Source organism: Pedobacter sp. HDW13 (assembly GCF_011303555.1).
Classification (GTDB): domain Bacteria; phylum Bacteroidota; class Bacteroidia; order Sphingobacteriales; family Sphingobacteriaceae; genus Pedobacter.
Genome location: NZ_CP049868.1, coordinates 5973159 through 5997421, shown reverse-complemented (window position 1 = coordinate 5997421; position 24263 = coordinate 5973159). Strand labels below are relative to the sequence as shown.

The 24263-nt window shown below is 39.7% G+C and carries 24 protein-coding genes; 13 read left to right on the top strand and 11 right to left on the bottom strand.

The annotated features are described in order from the left end of the window. Positions 1-37: 37 nt before the first annotated feature. The 5 genes from G7074_RS24945 to G7074_RS24925 all read left to right on the top strand — a co-directional run bounded on the left by G7074_RS24945 (position 38) and on the right by G7074_RS24925 (position 6780). Positions 38-1426, top strand: a complete 1389-nt coding sequence (locus tag G7074_RS24945) for an alpha-L-fucosidase (RefSeq protein WP_166211909.1) — start codon at positions 38-40, stop codon at positions 1424-1426. Beyond that, positions 1426-3012 carry a beta-N-acetylhexosaminidase gene (locus G7074_RS24940; RefSeq protein WP_124559872.1) on the top strand — a complete coding sequence of 529 codons (1587 nt, stop codon included), beginning with the start codon at positions 1426-1428 and terminating at the stop codon, positions 3010-3012. Before G7074_RS24945 ends, G7074_RS24940 begins: the two co-directional genes overlap by 1 nt. Before the next feature lie 16 nt (positions 3013-3028). Continuing rightward, positions 3029-4531 (top strand): alpha-L-fucosidase, encoded by a 1503-nt coding sequence (locus G7074_RS24935; RefSeq protein ID WP_240916409.1) that lies wholly within the window; start codon positions 3029-3031, stop codon positions 4529-4531. A 538-nt stretch (positions 4532-5069) separates the two neighbouring features. Then, a complete protein-coding gene (locus G7074_RS24930; protein ID WP_124559874.1) occupies positions 5070-5342 on the top strand; it encodes a hypothetical protein in 273 nt (90 codons plus the stop codon). Positions 5343-5370: 28 nt separating this feature from the next. Then, positions 5371-6780 (top strand): alkaline phosphatase, encoded by a 1410-nt coding sequence (locus tag G7074_RS24925; protein WP_166211906.1) that lies wholly within the window; start codon positions 5371-5373, stop codon positions 6778-6780. Positions 6781-7024: 244 nt separating this feature from the next. Here G7074_RS24925 and G7074_RS24920 read toward each other — a convergent pair whose 3' ends face one another. Continuing rightward, positions 7025-7807: an HAD-IIA family hydrolase gene (locus G7074_RS24920; protein WP_124559876.1), complete on the bottom strand. Its 783-nt coding sequence runs from the start codon at positions 7805-7807 to the stop codon at positions 7025-7027. 205 nt (positions 7808-8012) lie between these two features. On the opposite strand from G7074_RS24920, the gene G7074_RS24915 reads away from it, so the two are divergent. Then, positions 8013-8543, top strand: a complete 531-nt coding sequence (locus G7074_RS24915) for a hypothetical protein (protein WP_166211903.1) — start codon at positions 8013-8015, stop codon at positions 8541-8543. A 20-nt stretch (positions 8544-8563) separates the two neighbouring features. Here G7074_RS24915 and G7074_RS27440 read toward each other — a convergent pair whose 3' ends face one another. From G7074_RS27440 to G7074_RS24900, 4 genes are all read right to left on the bottom strand, one after another. After that, positions 8564-8911 carry a hypothetical protein gene (locus G7074_RS27440; protein WP_240916408.1) on the bottom strand — a complete coding sequence of 116 codons (348 nt, stop codon included), beginning with the start codon at positions 8909-8911 and terminating at the stop codon, positions 8564-8566. Then, on the bottom strand, positions 8908-9291 hold the full coding sequence (locus tag G7074_RS27435; protein WP_240916407.1) for a hypothetical protein: 384 nt from the start codon (positions 9289-9291) through the stop codon (positions 8908-8910). The genes G7074_RS27440 and G7074_RS27435 overlap by 4 nt, the downstream gene beginning before the upstream one ends. 65 nt (positions 9292-9356) lie before the next feature. Continuing rightward, positions 9357-9944 (bottom strand): SGNH/GDSL hydrolase family protein, encoded by a 588-nt coding sequence (locus G7074_RS24905; protein WP_124559878.1) that lies wholly within the window; start codon positions 9942-9944, stop codon positions 9357-9359. Positions 9945-10197: 253 nt separating this feature from the next. Next, entirely contained in the window at positions 10198-10365 is a 168-nt protein-coding gene (locus G7074_RS24900; protein ID WP_158674034.1) for a hypothetical protein, read from the bottom strand. Positions 10366-10841: 476 nt separating this feature from the next. Between G7074_RS24900 and G7074_RS24895 the strand changes: the two genes are divergently transcribed. From G7074_RS24895 to cysM, 4 genes are all read left to right on the top strand, one after another. Then, positions 10842-13451 carry a c-type cytochrome gene (locus tag G7074_RS24895; RefSeq protein WP_124559879.1) on the top strand — a complete coding sequence of 870 codons (2610 nt, stop codon included), beginning with the start codon at positions 10842-10844 and terminating at the stop codon, positions 13449-13451. A 6-nt stretch (positions 13452-13457) separates the two neighbouring features. Continuing rightward, positions 13458-15341 (top strand): heparinase II/III family protein, encoded by a 1884-nt coding sequence (locus G7074_RS24890; protein ID WP_205944120.1) that lies wholly within the window; start codon positions 13458-13460, stop codon positions 15339-15341. A gap of 181 nt (positions 15342-15522) precedes the next feature. Beyond that, entirely contained in the window at positions 15523-16335 is an 813-nt protein-coding gene (locus G7074_RS24885; RefSeq protein WP_124560070.1) for a serine O-acetyltransferase, read from the top strand. Between the two features lie 12 nt (positions 16336-16347). Next, entirely contained in the window at positions 16348-17220 is an 873-nt protein-coding gene (gene cysM, locus G7074_RS24880) for a cysteine synthase CysM (RefSeq protein ID WP_166211900.1), read from the top strand. Between the two features lie 42 nt (positions 17221-17262). Here the strand turns inward: cysM and G7074_RS24875 are convergent, their stop codons facing one another. From G7074_RS24875 to G7074_RS24860, 4 genes are all read right to left on the bottom strand, one after another. Continuing rightward, entirely contained in the window at positions 17263-17637 is a 375-nt protein-coding gene (locus G7074_RS24875) for a response regulator transcription factor (RefSeq protein ID WP_124559881.1), read from the bottom strand. A gap of 14 nt (positions 17638-17651) precedes the next feature. After that, entirely contained in the window at positions 17652-17969 is a 318-nt protein-coding gene (locus tag G7074_RS24870) for a hypothetical protein (protein WP_124559882.1), read from the bottom strand. Between the two features lie 150 nt (positions 17970-18119). Then, positions 18120-18308, bottom strand: coding sequence for a hypothetical protein (locus G7074_RS24865; RefSeq protein WP_124559883.1), 189 nt, complete (start codon positions 18306-18308; stop codon positions 18120-18122). Between the two features lie 209 nt (positions 18309-18517). Further along, on the bottom strand, positions 18518-20104 hold the full coding sequence (locus G7074_RS24860) for a 7TM diverse intracellular signaling domain-containing protein (protein ID WP_166211897.1): 1587 nt from the start codon (positions 20102-20104) through the stop codon (positions 18518-18520). Positions 20105-20337: 233 nt separating this feature from the next. On the opposite strand from G7074_RS24860, the gene G7074_RS24855 reads away from it, so the two are divergent. Together G7074_RS24855 and G7074_RS24850 are read left to right on the top strand one after the other, a co-directional pair. Next, positions 20338-21621 (top strand): ATP-binding protein, encoded by a 1284-nt coding sequence (locus G7074_RS24855; RefSeq protein WP_166211894.1) that lies wholly within the window; start codon positions 20338-20340, stop codon positions 21619-21621. A gap of 46 nt (positions 21622-21667) precedes the next feature. Continuing rightward, positions 21668-22441: a GDSL-type esterase/lipase family protein gene (locus G7074_RS24850; protein WP_124559886.1), complete on the top strand. Its 774-nt coding sequence runs from the start codon at positions 21668-21670 to the stop codon at positions 22439-22441. Positions 22442-22454: 13 nt separating this feature from the next. On the opposite strand, the gene G7074_RS24845 is transcribed toward G7074_RS24850, so the two are convergent. Together G7074_RS24845 and G7074_RS24840 are read right to left on the bottom strand one after the other, a co-directional pair. Then, positions 22455-22679, bottom strand: coding sequence for a helix-turn-helix domain-containing protein (locus G7074_RS24845; RefSeq protein ID WP_124559887.1), 225 nt, complete (start codon positions 22677-22679; stop codon positions 22455-22457). 97 nt (positions 22680-22776) lie between these two features. After that, entirely contained in the window at positions 22777-23085 is a 309-nt protein-coding gene (locus G7074_RS24840; protein ID WP_166211891.1) for a hypothetical protein, read from the bottom strand. A 223-nt stretch (positions 23086-23308) separates the two neighbouring features. Here G7074_RS24840 and G7074_RS24835 point away from each other — a divergent pair, with 223 nt between their 5' ends. Next, on the top strand, positions 23309-24106 hold the full coding sequence (locus tag G7074_RS24835) for a LytTR family transcriptional regulator DNA-binding domain-containing protein (RefSeq protein WP_166211888.1): 798 nt from the start codon (positions 23309-23311) through the stop codon (positions 24104-24106). Positions 24107-24263 lie beyond the last annotated feature (157 nt).

Below are 24263 nucleotides of genomic sequence, written 5' to 3'. Positions count from 1 at the left end.
ACTCTGGAAGCGTTTTCCGGAGTGTAAAATATTACAAATGAAAAAAATATATCTGTTTACTTTATTCATGTTGTGCCAGACCTTGAGACTATTGGCACAATCCGGTCCGATTGATCAGTTTAGGGCCTATAAATTTGGCATGTTCCTGCATTGGGGATTGTATGCCCAAACTGCCGGCGACTGGAAAAACCATATCGTAAAAGGAGGTGAACATTTTATGCTGTACGAGCGTATTCCGGTAAACGAGTATGCTACTATTGCCAATCAATTCAATCCAATAAAATTCGATGCCGATGCCTGGGTTAAACAGGCTAAAGCTGCCGGAATGAAATATGTTGTGTTTACAGCAAAACACCACGATGGTTTTGCGATGTACAATTCGGCCAGCAGCGATTACAATATTGTAAAACGGAGTCCGTTTAAACGCGACCCGGTTGCAGAGCTGGCCAAAGCCTGCAAAAAATATAATTTAATGCTTTGCCTGTATTACTCTTTGGGCAGAGATTGGCAAGATCCTGATGTACCAACCAACTGGCCGGTAAAGGCCGGAAGAAGCAACACCTGGGATTATCCGAATGAAGACGGAAAGGTTTTTAACCGTTATTTTGAAAGAAAGGTTAAACCGCAAATTACAGAGCTATTGAATAATTATGGTCCCATTGGCGTACTTTGGTTTGATACGCCAGAGTTAATCAGTAAAAGCGAAAGTGCCGAACTAAAAGCACTTGTTCATAAATTACAACCCAATTGTTTGGTAAACAACCGCATTGGAAATGGTTTAGGCGATTTTTCGATTTCAGAGCAATCTTTAACACCATCATCAAAAAAAGCATGGGAATCGTGCTTAACCATTGGCAAAAACTGGGGCTATAACCGGCACGATAGTACCTGGAAATCGCCCGAAGTATTGGTGCGCCATTTGGTAGAAGTGGTAGCGAACGGTGGCAACCTTTTATTAAACATTGGTCCACAAGGCGATGGTACATTTCCGGATTGGGCTACGGCAAGATTAAACGCAATAGGCGGGTGGATGAAAACCAACCACGAAGCCATTTATGGTACACAACCCTGGCTGGCAGTTAAGGAAAGCACTGCAACCGCTGAAGAAAGCAGCACCATTGAAGCCAGTAAAAACGCTACTAAAGATGCTGTTTTTGATGGCACACCGCAAACTATCGCACCAGATGTATATTACACAGCGAAAGGTAAAGTTATTTATGTGTTTTTGAGAAGCTGGCTAACACCACAGGTAATATTGAAACAGATCAATAACCAAACCGCATCTGTAAAAGACATTAGCCTGTTGGGCAGCAAAAAGAGAATTAAATGGACTGGTACAAATCAGGAGTTGAAGCTGGATTTGCCTGCTGATTTTAAAAATATAACCGATGTACCAGTTTACGTGTTAAAAATAACTACCAATTAATGAAATTACTTGTTCTGGCCCTTTCGTTTTTTACTACTGTTGCATTTGCCCAGGTTGGCAACATTATCCCCATGCCCGATAAATATGTTAAAGGCAACGGCTTTTTTGTGTTGAATAACAGCAGTACCATTAGCTACAATAATAATCAGTTAAAAACAATAGCCTACTATTTTCAAAATGAGCTGTTGAGCCAAAAGGGTATTGTGGTACAGCGGCAAATTAAAGCGGCAAATATTGCGCTTGTGCTTAAACCGAATGCGAAAAATACCGATTCGAGTGCTTACCAGCTGGATATAAAACCTGATCAGGTTACCATTTCGGCCAGTCACCCAAACGGCGTTTTTTATGGCGTAATTTCGTTATTGCAAATGGCGCTTACCAGTAAAAATAATCAGATCGAGGCAGCAGAAATCAGTGATGCGGCAGCTTACGGCTGGCGCGGCTTCATGCTCGACGAATCGCGCCATTTTTTTGGTAAACAAAAGGTAAAATCGATTTTAAACTGGATGGCCTTTTACAAACTCAACACCTTTCACTGGCATTTAACCGATGAACCAGGCTGGCGCTTAGAAATTAAGAAATATCCAAACCTGGCACTTATCGGCGGAATTGGCGATTATTTAAATCCCGGTTTACCGGCTCAGTTTTATACCCAGGCCGATATTAAAGAAATTGTGGCTTATGCTGCAGAACGATACATCAAGGTAATCCCCGAAATTGATATGCCAGGTCACGCAACAGCAGCCAACAAGGCTTATCCCGAATTTTCGGGCGGTGGCTCAGCTGGGCACCCTGAGTTTACCTTTAACCCCGGTTTAGAAAAAACATACAGTTACCTAACCGATATATTAAAAGAAACCAATGTACTTTTTCCTGCCGGTATGATCCACCTAGGGGGCGACGAAGTGAGCTATGGCAACGAAAAATGGAAAAGCAATGCCGATATATTAAAACTACGTGAGCGTGAAAAGCTTAATAATGATACAGAAGTAGAGCAATATTTCATGAAACGCATGGCAGATTCGCTTTACAGCCTCCGTGCCAAAGCAATTTTTTGGGATGAAATGGTTGATGTTAACGTGCCAAAAGAAAAAACAATTATCTTCTGGTGGCGGCATGATAAGCCAGCCCAGTTGCGTACAGCACTTACTAAAGGCTATCAAACTGTTTTATGTCCAAGACTACCGCTTTATTTCGATTTTGTGCAGGATAGTACCCATCAGTACGGCCGCAAATGGAATAAATTATATAACCCGATTGAGCAGGTATATCAGTTCGATGCACGCAGTTTTGCTGCAGATGCAAAAGAACAAAAGCTCATTTTAGGTATTCAGGCCGACCTTTGGACCGAAACCGTGGATGGTGATTTTCGCCTGGATTATTTACTCTTTCCACGTATTGCTGCACTGGCTGAAGCCGCCTGGACCAAAAACTCCCGTAAAGATTTTACTGTATTCAGCAACAGCTTAAAACCACATTTAACCCTTTATGGCCAGGCAGGTTTGTACTATTACAATCCTTCCAAACCGCTGCAAAACCCCGAATTGCCTGTAAAAAGGAAGAAGCCTTTAAACTATAAAGATTAAACACACAAAAATATACATGAAAAATACGTTAAGATGCGCATTAATTGCTGTTTCGGCATTTGCAGGTATAAGCCAGGCAAATGCACAGTGGACAGGGCCTAAAAGTAAGCCTGCCAAAGAAGTTGAAGTGAAATACGGCACTTTAACACCGCCTAACCGTACCGATAAAGATATGCAGGCTTTCCGTAGTTACGGTTTAGGCCAGTTTATCCACTGGGGCATTTATTCTATTGCCGGCAACGAATGGAACGGGGTAAGTGCCCGTGGCGGCGCAGCTGCTTCAGAGTGGATCCGCTCATGGGGTGGGCCTACGGCCCCTAAAGACTGGACAAAAACTTACGATAATTTATATAAGCAGTTTAATCCAAAGGACTTTGATGCCAAACGCTGGGCTAAACAGGCTAAAGACATGGGCGCGAAGTATGTAATTTTTACTACCAAGCACCATGATGGTTTTGCACTTTGGCCAACCAAATATTCTGATTACAACATTAGCAATACTCCTTATAAAAAAGATATTGTAAAGCAAATTGTTGATGCCTACACTGCCGAAGGAATTGATGTGTACCTCTACTTCTCCATTCTGGAATGGAACAATCCAAACTATATGGGTAAGGCACCACAAACTGATGAAGAAAAAACAAAATTTGACAAATTTTTACAATATACGCGTAATCAGTTATTAGAGCAGCTGAAGAACTATCCGCAGATAAAAGGTTTTTGGTTTGATGGCACTTGGGATGCTTCGTGGAAAAGTGCATATCAGTTTACTTACAATTTGGAAAAAGAACTCCGCGAAAAACACCCGGGGTTAATTATCGGTTCGCGTTTCCGTAATGATGAACATGGATCACGTCACTTCGATTCAAATGGCAATATTATGGGCGATTATGAGCAGGGCTGGGAACGTAAACTACCTGCAGAGTTCGAATGGTTAAACGGGCACGATTGGGATGCGGTAATGACTATTCCTCCTAATGGCTGGGGCTATATGAAAGATTGGTCGGGCATTTACACCAAAACCACCGACGATTTGCTGGATATGCTGATGCATTCAGTATCGATGAACGGCAATTTCGTGTTAAATTTTGGTCCCGATGGTAACGGAAATATGCACCCCGAAGAAGATAAAATTGCAAAAGAAATAGGAGAGTGGATGAAATTAAATGCAGAAGCTGTGTATGGAGTACGTCACGCAGCCTTAACGCCTTCCAAACTGGGCTATTTTACCCAAAAAGAAGATCAGTTGTACCTAACTGTTTTCAATAAGCCTGTTAATGGCATTGTGCGTATTGCCGTGCCTAAAAATGCTACACAGGTTCCAGGTAGTGCTGCACTGCTAATTGGTGCTAAAAGCTTAACGTTAAAACAATCAGATATTGGAATCGACCTGGATAAGAACACTTATTTTGACGTGCTCCTTCCAAAAGATTTTGAGCCCAGCCAGGCATTTGTAATCAAGATGAAACTGATTGCTGCAAAAACTAAAACAACAAAATTAATGGATGCCAAAATGTAGTTGGACATCTTCTTTTGACATGCTCAGTGAGCTGAAAACTTAATTAATGTAATTTAAATGGAGACAAAGTGGTAGTATAAAGTCTTGGTTTATTAGGATATCCAATACAATTACCAGAAATACTGACAACGTACGTAGGATTGGTGATCTAATGTACAGCAGTATAAACATTTTGATTAGTTAGTTAATAATTGCGTAGCGATGGATGTTGCTGCGCAATCCTTTTATTGTCCTTGTTTGTAACGAGGATAAACGAGAGCCGCGATTGTATCGCCATGCATTGCAAATGCATATTTCCTTCATCGTCGTTACAAACGAGGACGATTAATGATTTTTAGCCCAATTAATATTCAATTAAAACTGGTAGCCTCCTTTTAACAATTTCGTAATCCTAATTAACCACAGCGGTAATAGCAGCTTTTCATCTTTGTATTATATTTCTGGAAGTTAAAACAATAACACATCAATAGGTTATTGTTTTACCCATACATTACCAGTATTGAAAGCTTCCGGAGGCAGATAATTTAAGCGAAATAATATGAGACTGATTTCCTGTGTCGCCTTGTTAATGGTTATACCTGCAGTGGCCTTATTAATTAAAGCAGAAGACTTGCCAGCTAGTAAATCAACTGATAGAGATTCGAAACAGCTTAAAAAAAATATCCGGCACTTAAACGTGGTACACTTATCGGCAACTCAGACAACGGTAAAAGATAATTCAGGTAAAGATGAATCGTACAAAGCCGGTTGCAGTCCACGCTTTGATGGGCGAAGCTATTTCAGCTCCATTCCTTTATTTACCAAACCATAATTAAGGCATTTTGATGCCATAAAAATATATGAACAGACGATCGTTATTAAAAGGCGGCTTATTGGCTGGCTTTGGCTTGCCTTTAATTGGCCTGAAAGATGTAATAGCCGCACCCGTTGGCGGAAGCAAAAAAGCAAAAAACATCATCATGATGGTGAGCGACGGCATGAGCACAGGCACTCTAAATATGGCCGATTTATATGCCAATCGCACTTTTGGAAGAAGCAGTAAATGGTTAGGACTTTACCGCGACAATAAAGCTGTAAGAGCCTTGATGGATACTGCTTCGGCCAGTTCGATGGTTACCGATTCTGCTGCTGCCAGCTCTTCGTGGGGTGGAGGCATACGTGTTAAAAACGGTTCGTTAAATGTGGGTATGAATGGCGAAAAACCTCAACCTATTTTACAGAAATTTAAAGAAAAGGGTAAAAAAGTAGGTTGTGTAACCACTGTGCCTATTACTCATGCTACACCTGCCGGTTTCTGTGTCAATATCGATAATCGTAGCGGACAGGATCTAATTGCAGAAATTTACCTGGGTTTAAAATTTGATGTGATGATGGGCGGCGGAAGCAAGTACTTTGGAGAGAAAAGGGCTGGAGGAAACCTATTGCCTAAATTTTTAACCCAGGGTTATAAAGTGGCCGAAAACCGTAACGAAATGCTGGCTTTAGACAAATCGAAACCTGTTTTAGGGCTTTTTGCCGAAGATGGATTGCCTTACGAGATAGATCGCCTGCACGATGTTAAACTTCAAAAAGAAGTACCCACATTGGCCGAAATGACCATGAAAGCCATTGAACTGATGAAAGATAATCCGCAGGGTTTTGCTTTACAGATTGAAGGTGGAAAGGTGGATTGGGCTGCACATTCCAACGATTTAAGCGGACTTATTTTCGATCAGCTGGCTTTTGACGAAGCCGTGGGTAAGGTAATTGAGTTTGCCGAAAAGGATGGCGAAACATTGGTAATTATTACAACCGATCATGGTAATGCCAATCCCGGTTTGTTTTATGCAGACGAAGCCAATAAAAAGTTTGATAGTCTTCAACGGTTTAAACATAGCAATACCTGGTTGCTGGGTCAGCTTAACCAATCGTTTAGTGAGCAAAAAATCATGGAAATGATTAAAGAAAACCAGGGTGTTGAAATGAAAGCTGATGATGTAAAATCGTTACTGAACCATTTTAAAGAAATCGTTCCGGGTCAATTGTACAACGAATCTAATCTGCCGTTTTACGAATATGGTAAAATTTTGAGCAAATATACCGATGTGCAATGGGCTGGGATGAACCATACCGGCGATTATGTAGAATTAACCATGTTTGGCCCCGGTTCGGAACAATTAAAGCCTTTTGTTAAAAATTACGAACTACACAACTTTATGCTAAAGGCTGCAGAAATGCCCGAAAGCTTTATGGTATCGGTAGGGAAGTAGTTTATTGGTTCATTAGCTCATTTGTTCACTGGTTCATTAGTCATTCGTGCCATCTGTAACCAAAATCGTCATTTCGAGCGGAGTGCAACGGAGTTGAGAAATCTATCTACTCGCAGCAGAACCGGGCACCATGCAGTGCTCAGCAAAGCTAAAACTACTTAGTAAATAAAAAACAATTCCTTCAGTCGATCAAATTCAGCTGAAGGAATTGTTATAGGTGCTTAACTTCCAACTCCAAACTTAACTACTTACTTTCCCACCAGTTGAGCGGAAATTTAATTTCATCAACCGAACTGGCAATCATATCCGGTTTAAAAGCATAATGGCCAAGCGTATCTTTTGTTGATATACCCGAAAGTACCAGAATGGTTTTGTACCCCATCTGTACACCACCCTGAATATCAGTCTCCATGGTATCGCCAATAACGGTAGTTTCACTGGTTTCTAATCCCAAAAATTTACGTGCCGAACGCATCATTACCGGACTTGGTTTACCTGTAACAAAAGCCTTTCTTCCGGTAGCTTCTTCAATCATAGCAGTTGTAGCAGCAATACCTAAGTTGTTCCAGCCTGGTTTTTTAGGTGACGGATCGCGGTTGGTAGTAATGAATTTGGCCCCTGCCAGAATCATATCCACAGCACGTTGTACCATTTCGAGGGTGAAATTTCTTCCTTCGCCCAACACCACAAACTCCGGATCGGTATTTACCAGCGTAATGCCATGGTCGTGCAAACTGCTCAATAAACCACCTTCACCCAATACATAAGCAGTACCGTTTGGACTTTGGTCGGAAAGGAATTTTCCGGTAGCCATTGCACTGGTGTACACATGGCTTTCCTCAACCTTTATGCCCAGGCCTTTCAGTTTACGTACCACTTCGAGTGCAGTGCGTTGACTGTTGTTGGTCATAAAAGCAAAAGGGATATCTTCATCAATTAAATGTTTAATAAATTTATCTGCGCCAAATATCAATTCCTCCCCACTATAAATCACCCCATCCATATCTATCAATAAGCCTTGTTTCATGTTTTTTTCGTCGATTTAATGTTCAGATGCAAACATAATATTTTCTTGTTCAATCCAGGTTAAGAGAATGTATTTGAAAGGGTTTATTTTGGAATTAAATTCCCTGCTGGTACAGCCCTAAACTCATTAATTTATTTAACAAAAACTTAATATAACTGCTGTAGCGAATGGTTTTGCCTGTACGTGTTAGTATTAAAAAAACAAGATGATGAAAAACGCTTTCAAAACCACAGCTTTTACTTTGTTGATAATAAGTGTTTTAATGGCCTGCAAAAAGAAAGCTGATGCACCATTGGATTTTACGATTGATGAACAAAATTTAACCGAATGCCCACAAGGAGCCAATTGTAGTTTCCTTTATGCCGATAATGCCGCGATGATTGGCAACAACTTAACCTTAACGAAAGGGCAATACCGGATATTTTGGGTAAGGAGCCAGGGCGATGGCCGGACTTACTGGTTGTACATGCAGGCACCAATGTTGGGCGACAAGTTTTTACTTAGCGATGCCGATGTTAAAGCAGGTAAAGTAAAATATGTATCTTACTGTGCGGCCTGTTACGGCATTGATTATAAAGCAATAGGCGGAACGGTTAAAGGGATTAAGATCGCTAAAACCAATTCCTCGCCCGAGAAATGGTTGATTGAAGCCCGTGTAGGTATTGGCGCGGAAGGTGCAACAGAACCTGTATCTACCGTGGTTTTAAAACAGTATTACTTCGCTGCTGTAGAGTAATTATAGCCTGTTTTTTGAATTTAGATATATATTGGCGCCATTTTACGCCAATAATGGGGGCGGTGCGCATTGCTTTCCCAGGTGTGGAACTGGTTCGGAATACCTTTTTCCCAAAGTAAGCTGCTCAGGTGTTGATTGCCATTTAAAAATGGATCGGTTTCACCAACTGCCAGTATTATTTCCATATTTCGTACTGCCGTTAATAAGCGGTCGTCGCTAAGGTTGGCAATGTATTGGGCAGGCATATTGAAATATACTTCTTCATTATGGAATCCGCTTAGCAAATCCTTAAAATCGCCTATATTGTCGGTTAAATCGTATCTTCCGCTTATGCCAACAGCTTTTTTAAACAGCCATGGATATTTCATGGCGAGGTTAATGGCGTGGTAAGCCCCATGCTGCAACCTGCCGTTTCTACATAACCACTATTATTTTGTTGTTCAATAAAAGGTATTACCTCATCTAAAATGTATTTTTCATACTGCAGGTGCCGGTTTATCCGTACCGATGGAAATACACCGTCGTTATAAAAGCTCTCGCCATCAATACTATCCAAACAAAACACCTGTATTTCGCCATTTTCGATCTGATGACTTAGTGAGCCGATAATCCCCCAGTTTTCATAATCATAAAACCTCGCCATCCGGGTAGGGAAAAAGATTACAGCCCTTCCGCCATGACCGAAAACCAAAAGTTCCATATCTCTTTGTAGGTTATGGCTAAGCCATTTATGGTATTCCCTTTTCATTGATTTAAATCTTTGAGGGAAAAATAGGGCTTCGATATTATCAGGATATTAATTAATGGTAATGATTAACCTAATTTCTCCCTAACCGTTTGTGCCCATAGCCGATAACCCGCTTCGCTAAGGTGTAGTCCGTCATGATCATAAAAGGCCGGATCGGGATTACCTTCTTTAGTGAGCATTTTCTTAAAAACATCAATAAATTTCCAGTTTCCATTATGTTTAATAATCTCGCTTTCAATCAGGTTATTGGTATACCTAAACTGATCGGCCATGTGCCAGCGGGTTAAGCTGGGTTTTAATGAAATAAAATAGCAGGGGAGGTCATTAAATCTGGTATTAGCTTTTACCATCAACTGCTGAAAAAAGATGAATATTTCTTCAGGGTTTCTACCATCGCCAAGGTCGTTATCACCAGCGTATACTACAAGTGCTTTCGGGTGGTAATTGGTCATTATCCTTTCGAAAAACCATACGCACGCCGCTAAAGTAGAGCCACCAAAGCCCAGGTTAGTTACTTTACTGGTAGGAAAATCATCTTCAAGGCTATGCCACAAACGTATGGATGAACTGCCATAGAATACAATACCAGGATGTTCCCGGTCTAACCAATGTGTTTTTTCTAAATGCTTAACCTCTTCTTCGTACCAGTACATATGGCTAAGATAAAAAGATATGCCATTTGAAGAACTGCTTACTATGTTAAGTTTATGTAAATAGGTTTATTGGTTCGCTGGTTAATTGGTCATTAATCCAGGCCATAGTGCAAATCTTGTTACTTGCCGAAATCCCCGTCTGATCATTGATGATTGAATATTGATCATTACTTATTGACCATTACCAATTAATAGACCATTAAAATTTAACCCCTGATCTGTTGATTGGGAATAATTAAGTTAAAAATACAGACTACTCGCTGTAGTTTCTCTTGTTTGCATACACATGGTACCAGATGTACAGTAACCAGATTAATATTACGGTGCTATAAACCAATTCGGGATCAAAAGTAGCATCCGTAGTTAATAAAGCAATAGAAGAGATCAGGGCAGTCAGGAAAAAATAAAGGATATTTTTCATAACGTACTGATTTAATGAAATTTGTAAAGTAAATATAGCGAAAAATATTCGATTTACCTAGCTAAAATTTTTTTTATTTGCATTTTAATGATAATTGACAGTTTTTTGATGAAATTTTGAGAGTGTAATTGCTTAATTTGATCTTTTTGAGAGGTTTCTGTTGTGGTTTGCGTGAATTTTGTGTTAATTTTTGGTTTAGTTGTTGTGAAATAAGTTCTTCTCTAAAGTATTTGTGTTTCATTGTAACGATTGTTGTTTTATTCAACTTTCTGTCATCGTGTTTGTATTTGATTAATATGGAGTGGGGCAGGAATCAATAATTCCTGATTTTTTTACGAGAATGATTACATTAAGCGCTGTTTGGCGTGAGTAATTCAAAAAAAAGTTAATTATAACAAAATTTTGGCAAGAGTTAATTTGTATTTTTTGTAAGTTTACCCGACACTAACCAAAAAAAACAATAACAAACACACACAATGATCAAATTTTCTTTAAGTTTAATTTACTTATCTGTCATTTTCCTGGGTTTTAAAAACCTTTTCAGTGAACCCGAGAAACCACGTTTTGCTCCCCCTGGATTAACCATTACTAATTTTGCAGGTCCCGATGTTACCCCAAGCCCGGCATGTTTGGCGGTTGCGCCAACGGGCGAGGTATTTGTTGGTGTGGATATGATTGGCTCGCTGGGTAAGGATGCTGGCAAAGGCCGTATTCTTAAACTCGTTGACAAAAATAACGATGGTAAAATGGATGCACACATCGATTTTGCCGATGTAGATAATCCACGCGGTATAATTGTTCAGGGCAGCCAGGTATTTGTACTACATACCACCTTCTCTAAAGAAACCGGAAAGGCTACAGGTATGAATTTAGTGGTTTTTGAAGACAAAGATGGCGATGGCAAAGCCGATGGGCCAGAAAAACCGCTAATCGAACACATTAGCAATGAAAAATACATCCGCGAACGTGGTACCGATCATGCTACCAATGGTATTAGAATGGGTATTGATGGCTGGATTTATATCTCAGTAGGTGATTTTGGTTTCCACGATGCCATAGACCGCTCTGGCAAGAAAATGACCATGCTTGGTGGTGGTATCGTACGTGTACGCCCTGATGGCACCGAAATGGAAGTATTTACACATGGTACACGTAATGTGTATGATGTGGCTATCGATCCATATATGAACGTATTTACCCGCGAAAACACCAATGATGGTGGCGGATGGAATGTGCGTTTTTCGCACCATATTCAATCAGGCGAATACGGTTACCCGGTTTTATTCCAAAATTTTACCGATGAAATTATTCCCGCACTTGCCGATTTAGGTGGTGGCTCGGGTACTGGTGCATTATTTATGAATGAACCAAACTGGCCTGCACAATATAATAATGTGCCTATGATGGCTGATTGGGGTAGAAGCATGTTGTACATTCACAGGGTTACTGCCGATGGACCAACTTTTACCCAAAAAGACGAAGAGTTTATTAAACTTCCACAAATTACCGATTTGGATGTGGATGGATCAGGAAGGCTTTACCTTTCTGCATGGGATGGTGCTGGTTACTCTGGCAGTCCTGATAAAGGTTACATTGTACGTACAGTACCTACCGACTGGACTTATAAAGCATTCCCAGATGTTAAAAAGCTTTCAGTAAAAAAACTAACCGATTTGCTTAAATCGAATAGTTCAGTGGCTCGCCTTTCTGCTTCGCAGGAATTGGTTGCTCGCAATAATAAACAAGCTACTGAGGCGGCTTTAAAAATCGCTTCAGATCAGGCTTTAGCGCTTGATGTTCGTGTTGCAGGTATATACACTTACGCACAGTTAGCTAAAGAAAATGGTACAGCTGCGCTGGTAGAATTAACGAAAGATGCTGCTGTAAAAGAATTTGCCTTAAAAGCATTAACCGACCGTAAAATTTATCTGGCTAATGTGCCAATTGAGCCATTTTTACAAGGACTTCAGGATGCTTCTCCGCGAGTACATGCCGTTTCAATCATTGGTTTAAACCGCTTGGGTAAAGTAGATGAAGCAGCAAAAGCACTTTTAGCGACTAAAGTTCCGGCTTCTTTTACTGCACCTGCAAAAGGAGTAGAGGGACCTCACGCTACACCTAATTCGGCCATTATTTTGCCTCACCTGGCAGTTAGAGCATTGGTGTCATTACAAGCTACTGATGCTATGGTAGCCGCAATTAAAACTGAAAATGCTGACCTTGCTTTATGGGCATTACGCTATATGCACAACGCTAAAGCGGTAAATGGATTAATCGACAATTATAAAACTGCACAGGATGAAAAACTGAAAAAGCAGATCTTAATTACTTTGGCCCGCTTGTATAAAGAAGAAATTGCTTACGATGCAAGCTGGTGGTGGGGAACACGTCCGGATTCGCATGGTCCGTATTTTAAAGCTGTTACCTGGTCGGAGTCTCCTGTAATTGAGAAATTCTTGAAAGAAGAAGCGCTTAAACAAGGTGCAAAAGAAAAACAATTTTTTGTTGATTTAAATGCACGCCACCGCATGGATATTGCTGAATTTGCCGAAGAGGAAAAAGTTGCAGCAGCTGAAGAGCCAAAAATTGATTTAGAAAAGATTAAAAACCAAAAAGGACAGGTAGGTAAATCTTCAATCGAGGATGTATTGCTTGCCATTAATAAATTACAGGGCAATCCGGTTAAAGGAAAGAATATTTTCAACAACCAGGGATGTATTGCCTGCCACAGCTTAAACAAAACCGATAAAATGAAAGGTCCTTTTATGGGGCAAATTGGTTCGATTATGAACCGTGAGCAAATTGCAGAATCGATATTAAAGCCAAATGCTTCTATTTCGCAAGGTTTTGCTTCGGTAATGATCAGTGCAAAAGGCGACAAAACGTATATGGGCTTTGTTCAAGAAGAAACTGCTGCCAAAGTGGTATTGCGTAACATTGCTGGCGAAGTTTTTACCATCAAAGCTGGCGATATTCTTTCACGTAAAGAATTGGAGACTTCTATGATGCCGGAAGGACTGGCCAACTCACTATCGTATGAGGAACTTGCTTCATTGGTTACTTTCCTGTCAGAACAGAAAAAATAAGCAAAAGTGATTCAAAAACGGTCATTTATAACCGGTTTATGTCTGGTAGCCATGCTCCTTTACAGGGGCGTGGCTATTGGGCAAATTACTGTAATCGATTCTTCTTATAAACTCCCTGATCATCCCCGTTTGCTGATCTCGGCTGCTAAAGAAAAACAAATTATAGCAGGTGTAAATGCAGATACAGGTTTAAGGCAAATCCATCAGGCTATACTTTCTGGTGCTGGTAAAATGTTAAATCAGCCGGTGTTAGAAAGAGTTATGATTGGCAAAAGATTGCTGGATGTATCGAGAGAAGCACTAAAAAGAATTTATTACCTGGCTTACGCTTACAGGATTACGCACGATAAAAAATACATACGCAGAGCAGAACAGGAAATGCTGGCTGTTTCTGCCTTTAAAGACTGGAACCCAAATCATTTCCTCGATGTTGGGGAAATGACATTGGGTTTAGCTATCGGTTACGATTGGCTTTACCATGATTTAGCCGTTGAAACACGCAACACAGTATCACTTGCCATTCTGGAGAAAGGGATTATGCCCTCAATGGATAGACGGTATAATAACTGGCTTAACATTACCAATAACTGGAACCAGGTATGCAATACAGGCATTACCTATGGCGCAATAGCCACCTTCGAATCGCACCCGGCACTTTCGGCTACATTGGTTAACCGCGCCATCAAAAGCGTGGTGTTACCCATGAAACAATATGCACCTGATGGAGCCTATCCGGAGGGATATGCCTACTGGGAGTATGGAACTTCTTTTAATGTGATGTTGATTAGCGCACTGGAAAGTGTGTTTAAACAGGATTTTGAATTGAGTACCCAGCCTGGTTTTCTAAAAACTGCGGGCTACATGGTAAATATGACAGGCCCATCGGGTAAGCCGTTTAATTATTCGGATAGCAGAGCTGTAGCAGAATTTAATCCGGCACTTTTCTGGTTTGCCTCAAAATTAAAAGACCCCTCATTGCTGTGGGTAAGCAAAAAGCAGGTAAATGATGCTAAACTCCTAAATAATCGTTTATTGCCATCGGCTATGTTATGGGCCAATGGAATATCTTTTAGTAAGGCAAATGCGCCTAAAGCCGCCTTTTGGATTGGAAATGGCACTACGCCAGTAGTTTTAATGCGAAGCTCGTGGACTGATCCCCTGGTTACTTTTGTGGGCTTTAAAGGAGGTTCGCCAGCAACAAGTCATGCACACATGGATATAGGTTCCTTTGTTATGGAAGCACAGGGTGTGCGATGGGCAATGGATCTGGGCATGCAGGAATACGAGTCCCTGGAATCGAAAGGGATTGATTTATGGAACAGCAGGCAGGATGCCCAACGCTGGAAAATATTCAGGTACAATAATCTCGCACACAATACGCTGTCAATTGATAGTGCTTTTCAGCTGGTTGGCGGAAAGGGAAATTTTCAAAGCAGCTCCGATAAGAGTAATTTTATGAATGCTGTGGTTGATATGACTACGCTTTATGCCGGTAAACTCAAAAAATCACATAGGGGAGTAGCGCTGATCAATAAAAAGACTGTCCTAATTCGTGATGAAGTAGAAACAGGAGATCAGGGTGTTACCTTACGCTGGTCGATGGTTACACCTGCTGTAGCGAAAGTGTTAAATGCGCATACTATCGAATTGAATAGTGAAGGCAAAAAATGTTACTTATTTATCGAAACGGATGGCAAAATTGAGGTGAAACAATGGCCTACCGCTCCGGTTACCAGTTACGATGCTCCAAACCCCGGAACTACTATTATTGGTTTTACTACTCAGCTTAAGGCGAACAGCAGGAAAAACATATCTGTTTTTTTAACTCCTGAAAAACCTTTACTTAAAAGACCTGCAACAGCCGATCTGGCTGCGTGGCCTAAAAATTAATCTCCGATTCTGGTATTCCTCATAGTTTTGGGGTTGTTATTGATCTTATTGTTAGGATAAGGCAATTTTTGTAATAAAAAATGCCTGATAAGTTTTGGTTTAAAAAAACAAAACTTACATTTAACGATTAAATCTATATAGTTAATCAACAAAACAAATTTTAGTGGGGCAGACAATAATGATGGAGGACCATTTTTTTGAGCATATTTTTAAAAATCCCCTCGAGCAGCCAAATATTCCACCAAACGAAGTCATATCGAATTGGGCAGAAAAGCTGATTAAGGTCATTTTTCCCGAAAATGCAGGTCAGGAATTTTCAGATATTTCAGCATTGAAACAATATGTGTCAGGACTGGAACTCGAGCTTTTCATGATCATTTCGGCCAGTTGCAAGCTGAAAAACAGCGAATGCAAAAATATGGCTGGCGAGTTTTTTACCGGTCTCCCCGAGTTATACCGCGTACTCAATACCGATATTTCGGCCATTTATGAAGGCGATCCGGCAGCTCAGAGCAGGTTCGAAGTGATCAGGACTTATCCAGGTTTTTATGCCATCTGTTTTTACCGCATTGCGCACCTTTTGTATAATTTTGGTATTCCGCTTGTTCCACGCATACTCACAGAATACGCACATTCAAAAACAGGTATCGATATCCACCCTGCTGCCAGTATTGGCGAGTACTTCTATATTGATCACGGAACCGGGATTGTGATTGGCGAAACCAGCATAATTGGTCGCTATGTAAAATTTTATCAGGGCGTAACGCTTGGTGCCCTGAGTGTGAAAAAAGTGCTTGCCGGCAGTAAAAGGCACCCAACAGTAGAAGACCGCGTTGTAATTTATTCGGGCGCAACTATTTTAGGTGGCGATACTGTTATTGGGCACGATAGCATAGTAGGCGGAAATGTGTGGCTTACCGATAGCATAGCGCCATTTTCTACCGCTTACCATTCGCCGGTAATTACCATCAGAAACCATAAAGAAACAAGTTAAAATAAGAATAATATGGCAGGAATAATCGATCTCATTGGTAACACACCGATGGCCGAACTCCAAAAACTTAACATTAATCCCGCAGTAAGGATATTTGCTAAACTGGAAGGCAATAATCCTGGCGGAAGTGTAAAAGACAGGGCCTCGTTAAATATGATCAGAAGTGCGATAGAACGTGGTCAGATAACTCCCGAAACTAAGTTGGTAGAAGCAACCAGTGGAAATACAGGCATTGCCCTGGCTATGATTGCAAGTTTATATGGTTTAGAAATTGAGCTGGTAATGCCCACCAATTCAACGCGAGAGCGTAAGGTAACCATGGAGGCATTTGGTGCTAGAGTAACGTTGTTAGAGAGCATTGAGGAGTGCCGCGATTATGCAGAAGCAAAAGGAGTTACTCCAGGACATTTCTTATTAAACCAATTTGCAAATCCGGATAATTACTTGGCCCATTATAAAGCTACTGGTCCTGAAATCTGGCGGGATACGGAAGGGCAGATTACCCATTTTGTGAGCTCAATGGGTACAACAGGCACCATTATGGGTTGTTCGAGGTATTTTAAAGAAAAAAACAGCAATATTCAGATAGTTGGTTGTCAGCCAACCGAAGGATCATCTATTCCAGGGATCAGGCGCTGGCCTGAAGAATACCTGCCAAAGATATTCGAACCTGAAAGGGTAGACCGTGTTATGGATATTGCGCAGGCCGAAGCCACTGAAATGTCGCGCAGAATGGCCAAAGAAGAAGGACTTTTCGCCGGTATGAGCTCGGGTGGTGCGTGTGCTGCTGCAATAAAACTAGCTTCCGAACTTGAATCGGGTACTATTGTATTTATTGCCTGCGATAGGGGCGACAGATATTTAAGCAGTGACTTGTTTGGGTAATTTACCCGTTCATTTTTATAAGTCGGCCAGGATTGAAATAGTTTAATCCTGGCTGACTTTTTTTGTGAGTAGCATTTTTACTCTATTCACTATGGTCATCATTTCAAAGGGTTTTTCGATATAATCATCCCAGTGAACAGCAAAATGAGGATTGTTTAGAAAACTGGAATGTGACGACATGAGCAGTATCGGGATTTCTGCATGAACTGATAATTTTAGTTCAGTGCAAATGGAACGGCCATCTGTTAATCCAAGCAAAACATCTATTAAGATAACATCAGGCTGAAAAGTTGAAACCTGTGTATGTAAATGATGCAGTCCTGAAAGCGCCAATACTTCGTAACCCTCAAATTCGAAAATCATTCTAATGGCATCAAGCGTTGCAGGGTAATTTTCTATGATAATGATTTTGGGCATGTTACGGGTATATTTTAGGGATATCGGAGGCTTCCTGTCTTTCGTTTTTCGATCAGTAAATCAATTAATTTAGAATCGGAACGTGTTAAACTATCAAGCGAGCTACGGAGGCTTTGATTTACGAGGCTTAAATTGGTAAACATAAGTCGTAATTTTTCATTTTCATCCTTTAGCTCCATTAGTTCGTTGGCAAGAATTCCGAAATCCCGTATCCAGGCATCAAAGCAATCTTTGTCTATTGCCAGTTCTGAATAAATGAGTTCCGGTTCTTTTCCATTATAAAATTCTTGTATGCTTTCAATAATTTTTGCGGGTGTGGCACTTGGTTTCATAGTTTGCTATATGTGCTGGCATCTAGAAGGCTGGACCGTCCCCTGTCCAGACCTCCCAAAGCGCAGCATCTGTTTAAAATCTTTATTAAGGCAGACAGGGACAAAGAAATAACGCATTTAAAAGTTATCAAAATTATTCTCTACTCACTCCTACGCATCTTTTTTAAAGTGCTGTTTTCCAGGTGTATAAAATAAATGTATGTCTGCAGTTAGTTTGTTCATGTTGTTTTGGTTTGATTCGCGTTCAATTAAATAAACCATGCCGATAGTCGTGTAACAAATCATCCCGGATAAGACCGTTGCTACCGACATGGTTAAAATCGGGTACTTATCAGACATAAACATGAGTTTGTTTGGTCAATAAACGGCATCGCACCGCCAGTACTCCACTTGAATTTATGCAAAGAAGATGCGGTAGGTGCATTTTCAAACTACGCATTTCTACTCACGTATTGTTAAGTTGTTGCTTTTAAGCGTTTTATTAAAGTTCTTAGCCTGTATAGATTGGCAATGCTAATGGTTTATACTGTATGTTTCTTGTATATTATTTAGGACGTTCTAGCCAGATCAAGTATCCAAGTTTGCAAATTCGCCTCAGCATCGATACCTAATTTCTTACGTACACGGTATTTTCGGCTTTCTACTGCACGAACACTTAAGCGGCAGGCCCGTGCAATTTCTTTGGTGTCAAAATTTAACCGCATGTAAGCACACAATTCAAGTTCGGCTGTAAGAAGCTGTGGCGAAAGCTGTAAAAGCTCTTTTATAAACCCAGCTTCGCTTTCACGGAATCTTTCCATAAATGACGGATCTTTTGTTTGTGCCAGATTAGTCAACTCCTTAAGTGATAAATGTACAGTGGGAGCCATCTTTTTTTCGCTTAGCTGCTTTTTGTAGCCTTCCATTTGTTCTTGTAAAAGAATACGTTGGCGGCGAAAGTGTGCATTATGACGTGAAAGCAGGCGCAATCTTTGTCCGAACAGCCCCAAACTAATTAATATCCCTTCAATTATGGCTGCAAAAGTAAGCAGGTTAAAGGTATAAGACTGAAAAGGAATGATGGCCATTAAACTTAATACAAGATAAATAGAAACCAGTGCTACAGGGATCCATCCTAAAACATAAAAACTAATAAAAGGGGCCGTTTTGGCATAGCCGCGTATCACAATAACTTTTATACTGCTAAATAAAAAAAGCAGTGAGGTAATTAGAAATAAAAGCTGGGTGAGCGCATTCGTAATACTTCTGGCATCCCAAAGCGAGCAGATTAAAATTATGCCCCATGCCATACTCAGTATTTTGAATATTTTATGCAAAAACGGAAGTTGCCTTTTTAGTTTTAAAAAATAACTGTTAAAAAGAATGGTACAGATATAGCCAAGTGCAATAAAGAAATGCGCATGCAAAAAAATAAACCGGGCTGCGGGTAAACCAAGCATCAGGCCATAGCCCTGAAGATAGCAGACCATGGTAATGAAGAAAAGCAATACTACGCGCGCCATGTAAAGGGCAAAAAGCTTACTCCGCGTCATTACAAACATAAACAAATGGAAAATGATGATCATGAGTGCAATACCTACATAAATTAACTGCGCACTATACTCCTTAGTTAATGCACGGTTTAATACAGGTTCGGTAATTAATTTAAATGGTACCAGCAGCGTATTCATGGTCTGCATTCGGATGTAAATTTCGCTTACTGGCCCTTTGGCTTGTTGTAATGGAAATATATATCCTGTGCCCAGCACGGCATCATTTTGTTTTAAACCAAGCATGCCCGAGTGTACATGCTGTACATTGCCCAAAGTATCGCGGTAAAATAAGCACAGCGTATCAATACTGGCATAATCAATAAAAAGATAGGGTACGGTTTCTGGCTTTCGGCTGAAACGTAATTTCATCCACCATACATGACCATCGGTTCCGCCGTTAAAAACAGGCGATTTTCCTGGACTAAACCGTTTGGAATTAAACTTTTCTACCGTTTCGAAAGGGGTTTTTCCGGTAGTATCGCGCCAAAAATAAGCCGATTTACCTAAATTGATGAAGTTTTGCCCTTCAACCTTTATCACGGGCTGTGCAACACATAGGCCGCTTACTATACAGCAAGCAACAATAATAAATATGGCCCTCATTAATTAAACCAATACAAAAGACTCGGGATGATCTATTACAGGGGAGAAATTATAGCTTTATTACAGAAAATCCAAATTTTATCTTAAAAAAGAGGAATACTTCTGTAATTGAGTTAATTTATGAGTAGAATATAACTCGATTGAGATACAAATTTCATCATGTTTAAAACTTAAGATTGAAAATTTCCAACAAGGTTGAATTTAATATTATATTTGCTAATTAATTTAGTATTATGTCGGTAAGTGTTAACATCACCTCAAAGGGTATTCAAAAAGTATTAAAAAACTATAATGAAAAACAAGCCATTGCAGAGTACATCTGGAACGGTTTTGATGCCAATGCAGATACCATTAAACTGGATTATGTAGCCAATGCGTTAGGCCATTTAGAAAGTTTGGATATTGCTGACAATGGTTATGGAATAAATTTCGATCGTTTGCAAAAGAAGTTCGATCCGTTTTTTGAATCGGAGAAAGCCATACAGATTATTGCGCCAAAACACACATCTAAAATGCATGGACGTAACGGTGTGGGGAGGCTTACCTTTTTTACATTTGCCCATAATGCTACCTGGCGTACAACTTACCAGACCGAAAATGGATTCAGGCATGGAGAAATATATATCAGTACAGGCGGGCTTAACAGTTATAGTCACGATTTTACCGCTCCACCGACTGCTAATGCCCAAACAGGTACGGTGGTTTCTTTTTCCAATTTGCGCATTGGGCAACAGGATTTGGAAGAAACTGTGATTCCTTTCCTAATCAATGAATTCTGCTGGTTCATTGAGCTGAATAAGCATAAAAACTATTCGCTTATTGTAAATGGTACCCCTCTTAATTTTAACGATAACATTAAAAGTTTAGAGGAGTTTAATATTTTTTATCCCGATACGGCTGTTAACTTTAAGATTAAATATGTGCATTGGAAAGATAACCTGCACAGGGAGCTATCTAAGTATTATTTTTTGGCAGGGGGAGAAGAAGTATATAAAGATTACACTACGCTCAATAAAAAAAGTGATGATTATTTCCATAGTATTTATATCGACAGCGATTTCTTTCGCCATTTTGATTTTAAAAGCTTTGAAAATGAAGGTCAGGTGGCCATATTTGGCGCTGCAAAATCGTCGGCTGAATACCGCTTTCTGATTAAAGAACTTACTGAGTACTTAAAAAGTAAGCGAAAACCTTTTTTAAAGGAATATGCAAGTAGATTAATTGATGCCTATGAGCAGGAAGATGTATTTCCGGTATATGCCACAGAAAGAGAAAAACAACAGCGAAAACCCGAGTTGATTAATTTAATTAAGGCTATTTACGAAGCCGAACCTAAATTATTTGGTAGCTTAAATACCGGGCAGAAAAGAACGTTGGTAAGATTAATGGATCTTTTGCTTGTTTCTAACCAGCGCGATCAGATTTTTGAGCTCTTTAATAGTATGATTGACCTCGAAACAGAGGAAAAGGAAGCACTTTTAAGTATTATAAAAAAAATGGAATCGCAGGAGCATTAACCAGTTAATTTGTTGTAGGTTAGCCAAAATTAAATCACCCGTAGAGATGAAGAAAATACTGACCTGTTTAGCTTTGTTATTATTTAGCGCATCGTTTTTATATGCGCAAAGCGAAAAACGAAACCTGAATATTGTTTTTATTGGTAACAGTATAACTCAGGGGGTACAATTGGCTAATGTTGTAGAAGCTCCGCCAGCTAACGCTGTTGCCTATTTGCTTAAACAAAAAGGAATAGGAGAGGTTAATTTCAGTAACCAGGGGCATAGCGGGTATACTACTTTCGATTTTTTACCTGCTGAAACACGCACGTTTACTAAAATAGAGGAGGCTGCAAGTGCTTTTACAGATAAAGAAGCACTGCTTATTTTTTCTGTGAAACTCGGCACGAACGATAGTGCAATACAAGGGCCCCATGGTTCACCCGTATCTGCAGAACGCTATATTGAAAATGTGAAAATTATTGTCGATAAATTGCTTGCCGGTTTTCCTAAAGCTGTAGTGGTATTGCAGCATCCAATATGGTATAGCCCAAATACCTACAATAGTTCTAAATACCTGCAGGAAGGTTTATCTCGGTTGCAAAGTTATATTCCAAAAATAGATAGTCTGGCTAAAAGTTATCAGTTAACTAATCCAAAACATGTGTTTGTTGGAGATAAAAAAGCATTTACCTATTTTAAGAAACACCACTTAACTGAACTGATACCTGAGAAAGGACAGGCAGGCACTTTTTACTTGCATCCAAATAAATTAGGGGCAGCATCATTAGGCCGCTTCTGGGCTAATGCAATAGGAAATATAGTACGCAAGAATTTTTAGCCTGATAAACTGGTTAAAAATCCAGTAAATCTTTAGGATGAATATCTAAGCCTTTGGCCAGCTCGATAATGGTGGTAAGTTGTACATCGAACTTACCGTTTTCGATTTTAGAAATATTGCTGTCATCAATCTCACAATTCCGGGCCATGGCGCGTAAACTCAAGCCTTTTTGATTCCTGATCTTTTTCAGATGGAAACCAAATTTCTTTTGAATTTCTGAGCCTTCTTTCTTAATCATTAAGGTTATAATTATTTAGCACTTAAAGTCTCTAACTTATTTTAAATAATTGCGGTTGTTTATTACCGCAATTTCATTTATTTGTATTATATTTGATTTAATAATTAGGTATTAACTCGCTATATGCCAGTTGATTACTTGGTTTTGATGCAGGTTTTATTAACGTAATGGGCAAGCGGTTAATAATTGCAATAGCAGTTTGACTAGCTAAAAAACTAATCATCTTTCGATCTTGTTTCTCTATAAAAAGCAACTGATCAGTACTTAATGTAAAATGCTCAGCAACCCATTTTCTGAAATTTAACAAAATCAGATCTTCTTCTGCTTTAAGTTGGGCATCGGTGCATTGGTAAAGTTGATTTTGAAGGTCTTGAACTCCTAAATCGGTGAATGGAAATTTTTGCATAATAGTAGGTGTTATGGTTAATAAATTCCCCAGTTGGGTAAACAAACATAATCTCCATTTAATATTTTTTGTGGATTTAAAGCGGTTTTGAAGCCGAATGATAGCAAAAAACGAGCTGAACGATACACATCCGGTAATTTTGGAGAACCTTTTGCAGTTGCGCTTGTAGGTTTCTAAGTATCTGAAATCTGAAGTTGGTCTATCATATTAAATTCAACGCGCTATGTACCTCTCCAAACGCAATATTACTTATCCAGCAATTTATTACCGAACACCTATTTTTTTATTAACTGCCCATTATCTGGTAGCCTATGGCGAACCCGAAAGCTTTTTTACTTTATTGCAATTGCCCTATTACTATTATGCTGTTTTAGGTAGCTTTATAATTACCATGGCTACTGCCGAGTTTATTTTGGTGGTTACGCGGTATTTAGATAAAGTAAAACCCTGGGGTGCTCACTTTAGGCGCAGACTTTGGTTGCAACTGGTTTTGGGGGTACTGGTAACCCTATTGCTGGCGATTTTACTCGCTGCGGCATATTTTTACATCAGAGGGCAGAATATTATTACTGCAGACTATTTTAAATACGATTTTACCCTGGTGGTGTGCTTTGTGCTGTTTCTAAATTTAATATACTTAATTATTGCTCAAATGCAGGGGCGGCAACAATTGGCAAAATTACGCTTGCCCAGTAAACATAAACCAACAGAAGTTAACCAAACTAAAACTGAAGTCGCAGTTATTTATCCACTAGGGCAGGGTTATTTAGCGGTTTTAAAAAACGGCGAATCGGTAATATGGAGTAAAACAATCGAACAAAGTTTAAGCGAATTACCGGCCGATCAATATTTTTTAATTAACCGGTCGGATATTGTAAACCGGGCTATTATTGAAGGCTTTGAGTTAGGCCATTCGAGGCGGTTAAAACTGATTTTAAAATTTACTTTACCCCATAACCGCAGTTTAATAGTTAGCCAACGTAAAGTGGTGGCTTTTAAACGATGGTATAAGGGAGCTTAAACAGATTGTTTATTCAGAATTACAAGATTATTTGCTCCGATATATATCAAATGCCTCCTGTTTTTACAGCTTTTTAGCCTAAAATGCATTAAACTTGCTATTTCGATATTATATAATCATTTTTATGGCTACACTTTGTTTGTATAACAGGTATGAA

What these genes read in the sequence shown, in the direction of transcription:
- G7074_RS24935 (WP_240916409.1), top strand. Translation starts at nt 3,029, where the DNA reads ATGAAAAATACGTTAAGATGCGCATTAATTGCTGTTTCGGCATTTGCA.
- cysM (WP_166211900.1), top strand. Translation starts at nt 16,348, where the DNA reads ATGGCAGGAATAATCGATCTCATTGGTAACACACCGATGGCCGAACTC.
- G7074_RS24920 (WP_124559876.1), bottom strand. Translation starts at nt 7,807, where the DNA reads ATGAAACAAGGCTTATTGATAGATATGGATGGGGTGATTTATAGTGGG.
- G7074_RS24885 (WP_124560070.1), top strand. Translation starts at nt 15,523, where the DNA reads ATGGAGGACCATTTTTTTGAGCATATTTTTAAAAATCCCCTCGAGCAG.
- G7074_RS24945 (WP_166211909.1), top strand. Translation starts at nt 38, where the DNA reads ATGAAAAAAATATATCTGTTTACTTTATTCATGTTGTGCCAGACCTTG.
- G7074_RS24835 (WP_166211888.1), top strand. Translation starts at nt 23,309, where the DNA reads ATGTACCTCTCCAAACGCAATATTACTTATCCAGCAATTTATTACCGA.
- G7074_RS24895 (WP_124559879.1), top strand. Translation starts at nt 10,842, where the DNA reads ATGATCAAATTTTCTTTAAGTTTAATTTACTTATCTGTCATTTTCCTG.
- G7074_RS24875 (WP_124559881.1), bottom strand. Translation starts at nt 17,637, where the DNA reads ATGCCCAAAATCATTATCATAGAAAATTACCCTGCAACGCTTGATGCC.
- G7074_RS24915 (WP_166211903.1), top strand. Translation starts at nt 8,013, where the DNA reads ATGATGAAAAACGCTTTCAAAACCACAGCTTTTACTTTGTTGATAATA.
- G7074_RS24845 (WP_124559887.1), bottom strand. Translation starts at nt 22,679, where the DNA reads ATGATTAAGAAAGAAGGCTCAGAAATTCAAAAGAAATTTGGTTTCCAT.
- G7074_RS27435 (WP_240916407.1), bottom strand. Translation starts at nt 9,291, where the DNA reads ATGAAAAGGGAATACCATAAATGGCTTAGCCATAACCTACAAAGAGAT.
- G7074_RS24860 (WP_166211897.1), bottom strand. Translation starts at nt 20,104, where the DNA reads ATGAGGGCCATATTTATTATTGTTGCTTGCTGTATAGTAAGCGGCCTA.
- G7074_RS24940 (WP_124559872.1), top strand. Translation starts at nt 1,426, where the DNA reads ATGAAATTACTTGTTCTGGCCCTTTCGTTTTTTACTACTGTTGCATTT.
- G7074_RS24925 (WP_166211906.1), top strand. Translation starts at nt 5,371, where the DNA reads ATGAACAGACGATCGTTATTAAAAGGCGGCTTATTGGCTGGCTTTGGC.
- G7074_RS24905 (WP_124559878.1), bottom strand. Translation starts at nt 9,944, where the DNA reads ATGTACTGGTACGAAGAAGAGGTTAAGCATTTAGAAAAAACACATTGG.
- G7074_RS24900 (WP_158674034.1), bottom strand. Translation starts at nt 10,365, where the DNA reads ATGAAAAATATCCTTTATTTTTTCCTGACTGCCCTGATCTCTTCTATT.
- G7074_RS24850 (WP_124559886.1), top strand. Translation starts at nt 21,668, where the DNA reads ATGAAGAAAATACTGACCTGTTTAGCTTTGTTATTATTTAGCGCATCG.
- G7074_RS24930 (WP_124559874.1), top strand. Translation starts at nt 5,070, where the DNA reads ATGAGACTGATTTCCTGTGTCGCCTTGTTAATGGTTATACCTGCAGTG.
- G7074_RS24865 (WP_124559883.1), bottom strand. Translation starts at nt 18,308, where the DNA reads ATGTCTGATAAGTACCCGATTTTAACCATGTCGGTAGCAACGGTCTTA.
- G7074_RS24855 (WP_166211894.1), top strand. Translation starts at nt 20,338, where the DNA reads ATGTCGGTAAGTGTTAACATCACCTCAAAGGGTATTCAAAAAGTATTA.
- G7074_RS24840 (WP_166211891.1), bottom strand. Translation starts at nt 23,085, where the DNA reads ATGCAAAAATTTCCATTCACCGATTTAGGAGTTCAAGACCTTCAAAAT.
- G7074_RS24870 (WP_124559882.1), bottom strand. Translation starts at nt 17,969, where the DNA reads ATGAAACCAAGTGCCACACCCGCAAAAATTATTGAAAGCATACAAGAA.
- G7074_RS27440 (WP_240916408.1), bottom strand. Translation starts at nt 8,911, where the DNA reads ATGAAATATCCATGGCTGTTTAAAAAAGCTGTTGGCATAAGCGGAAGA.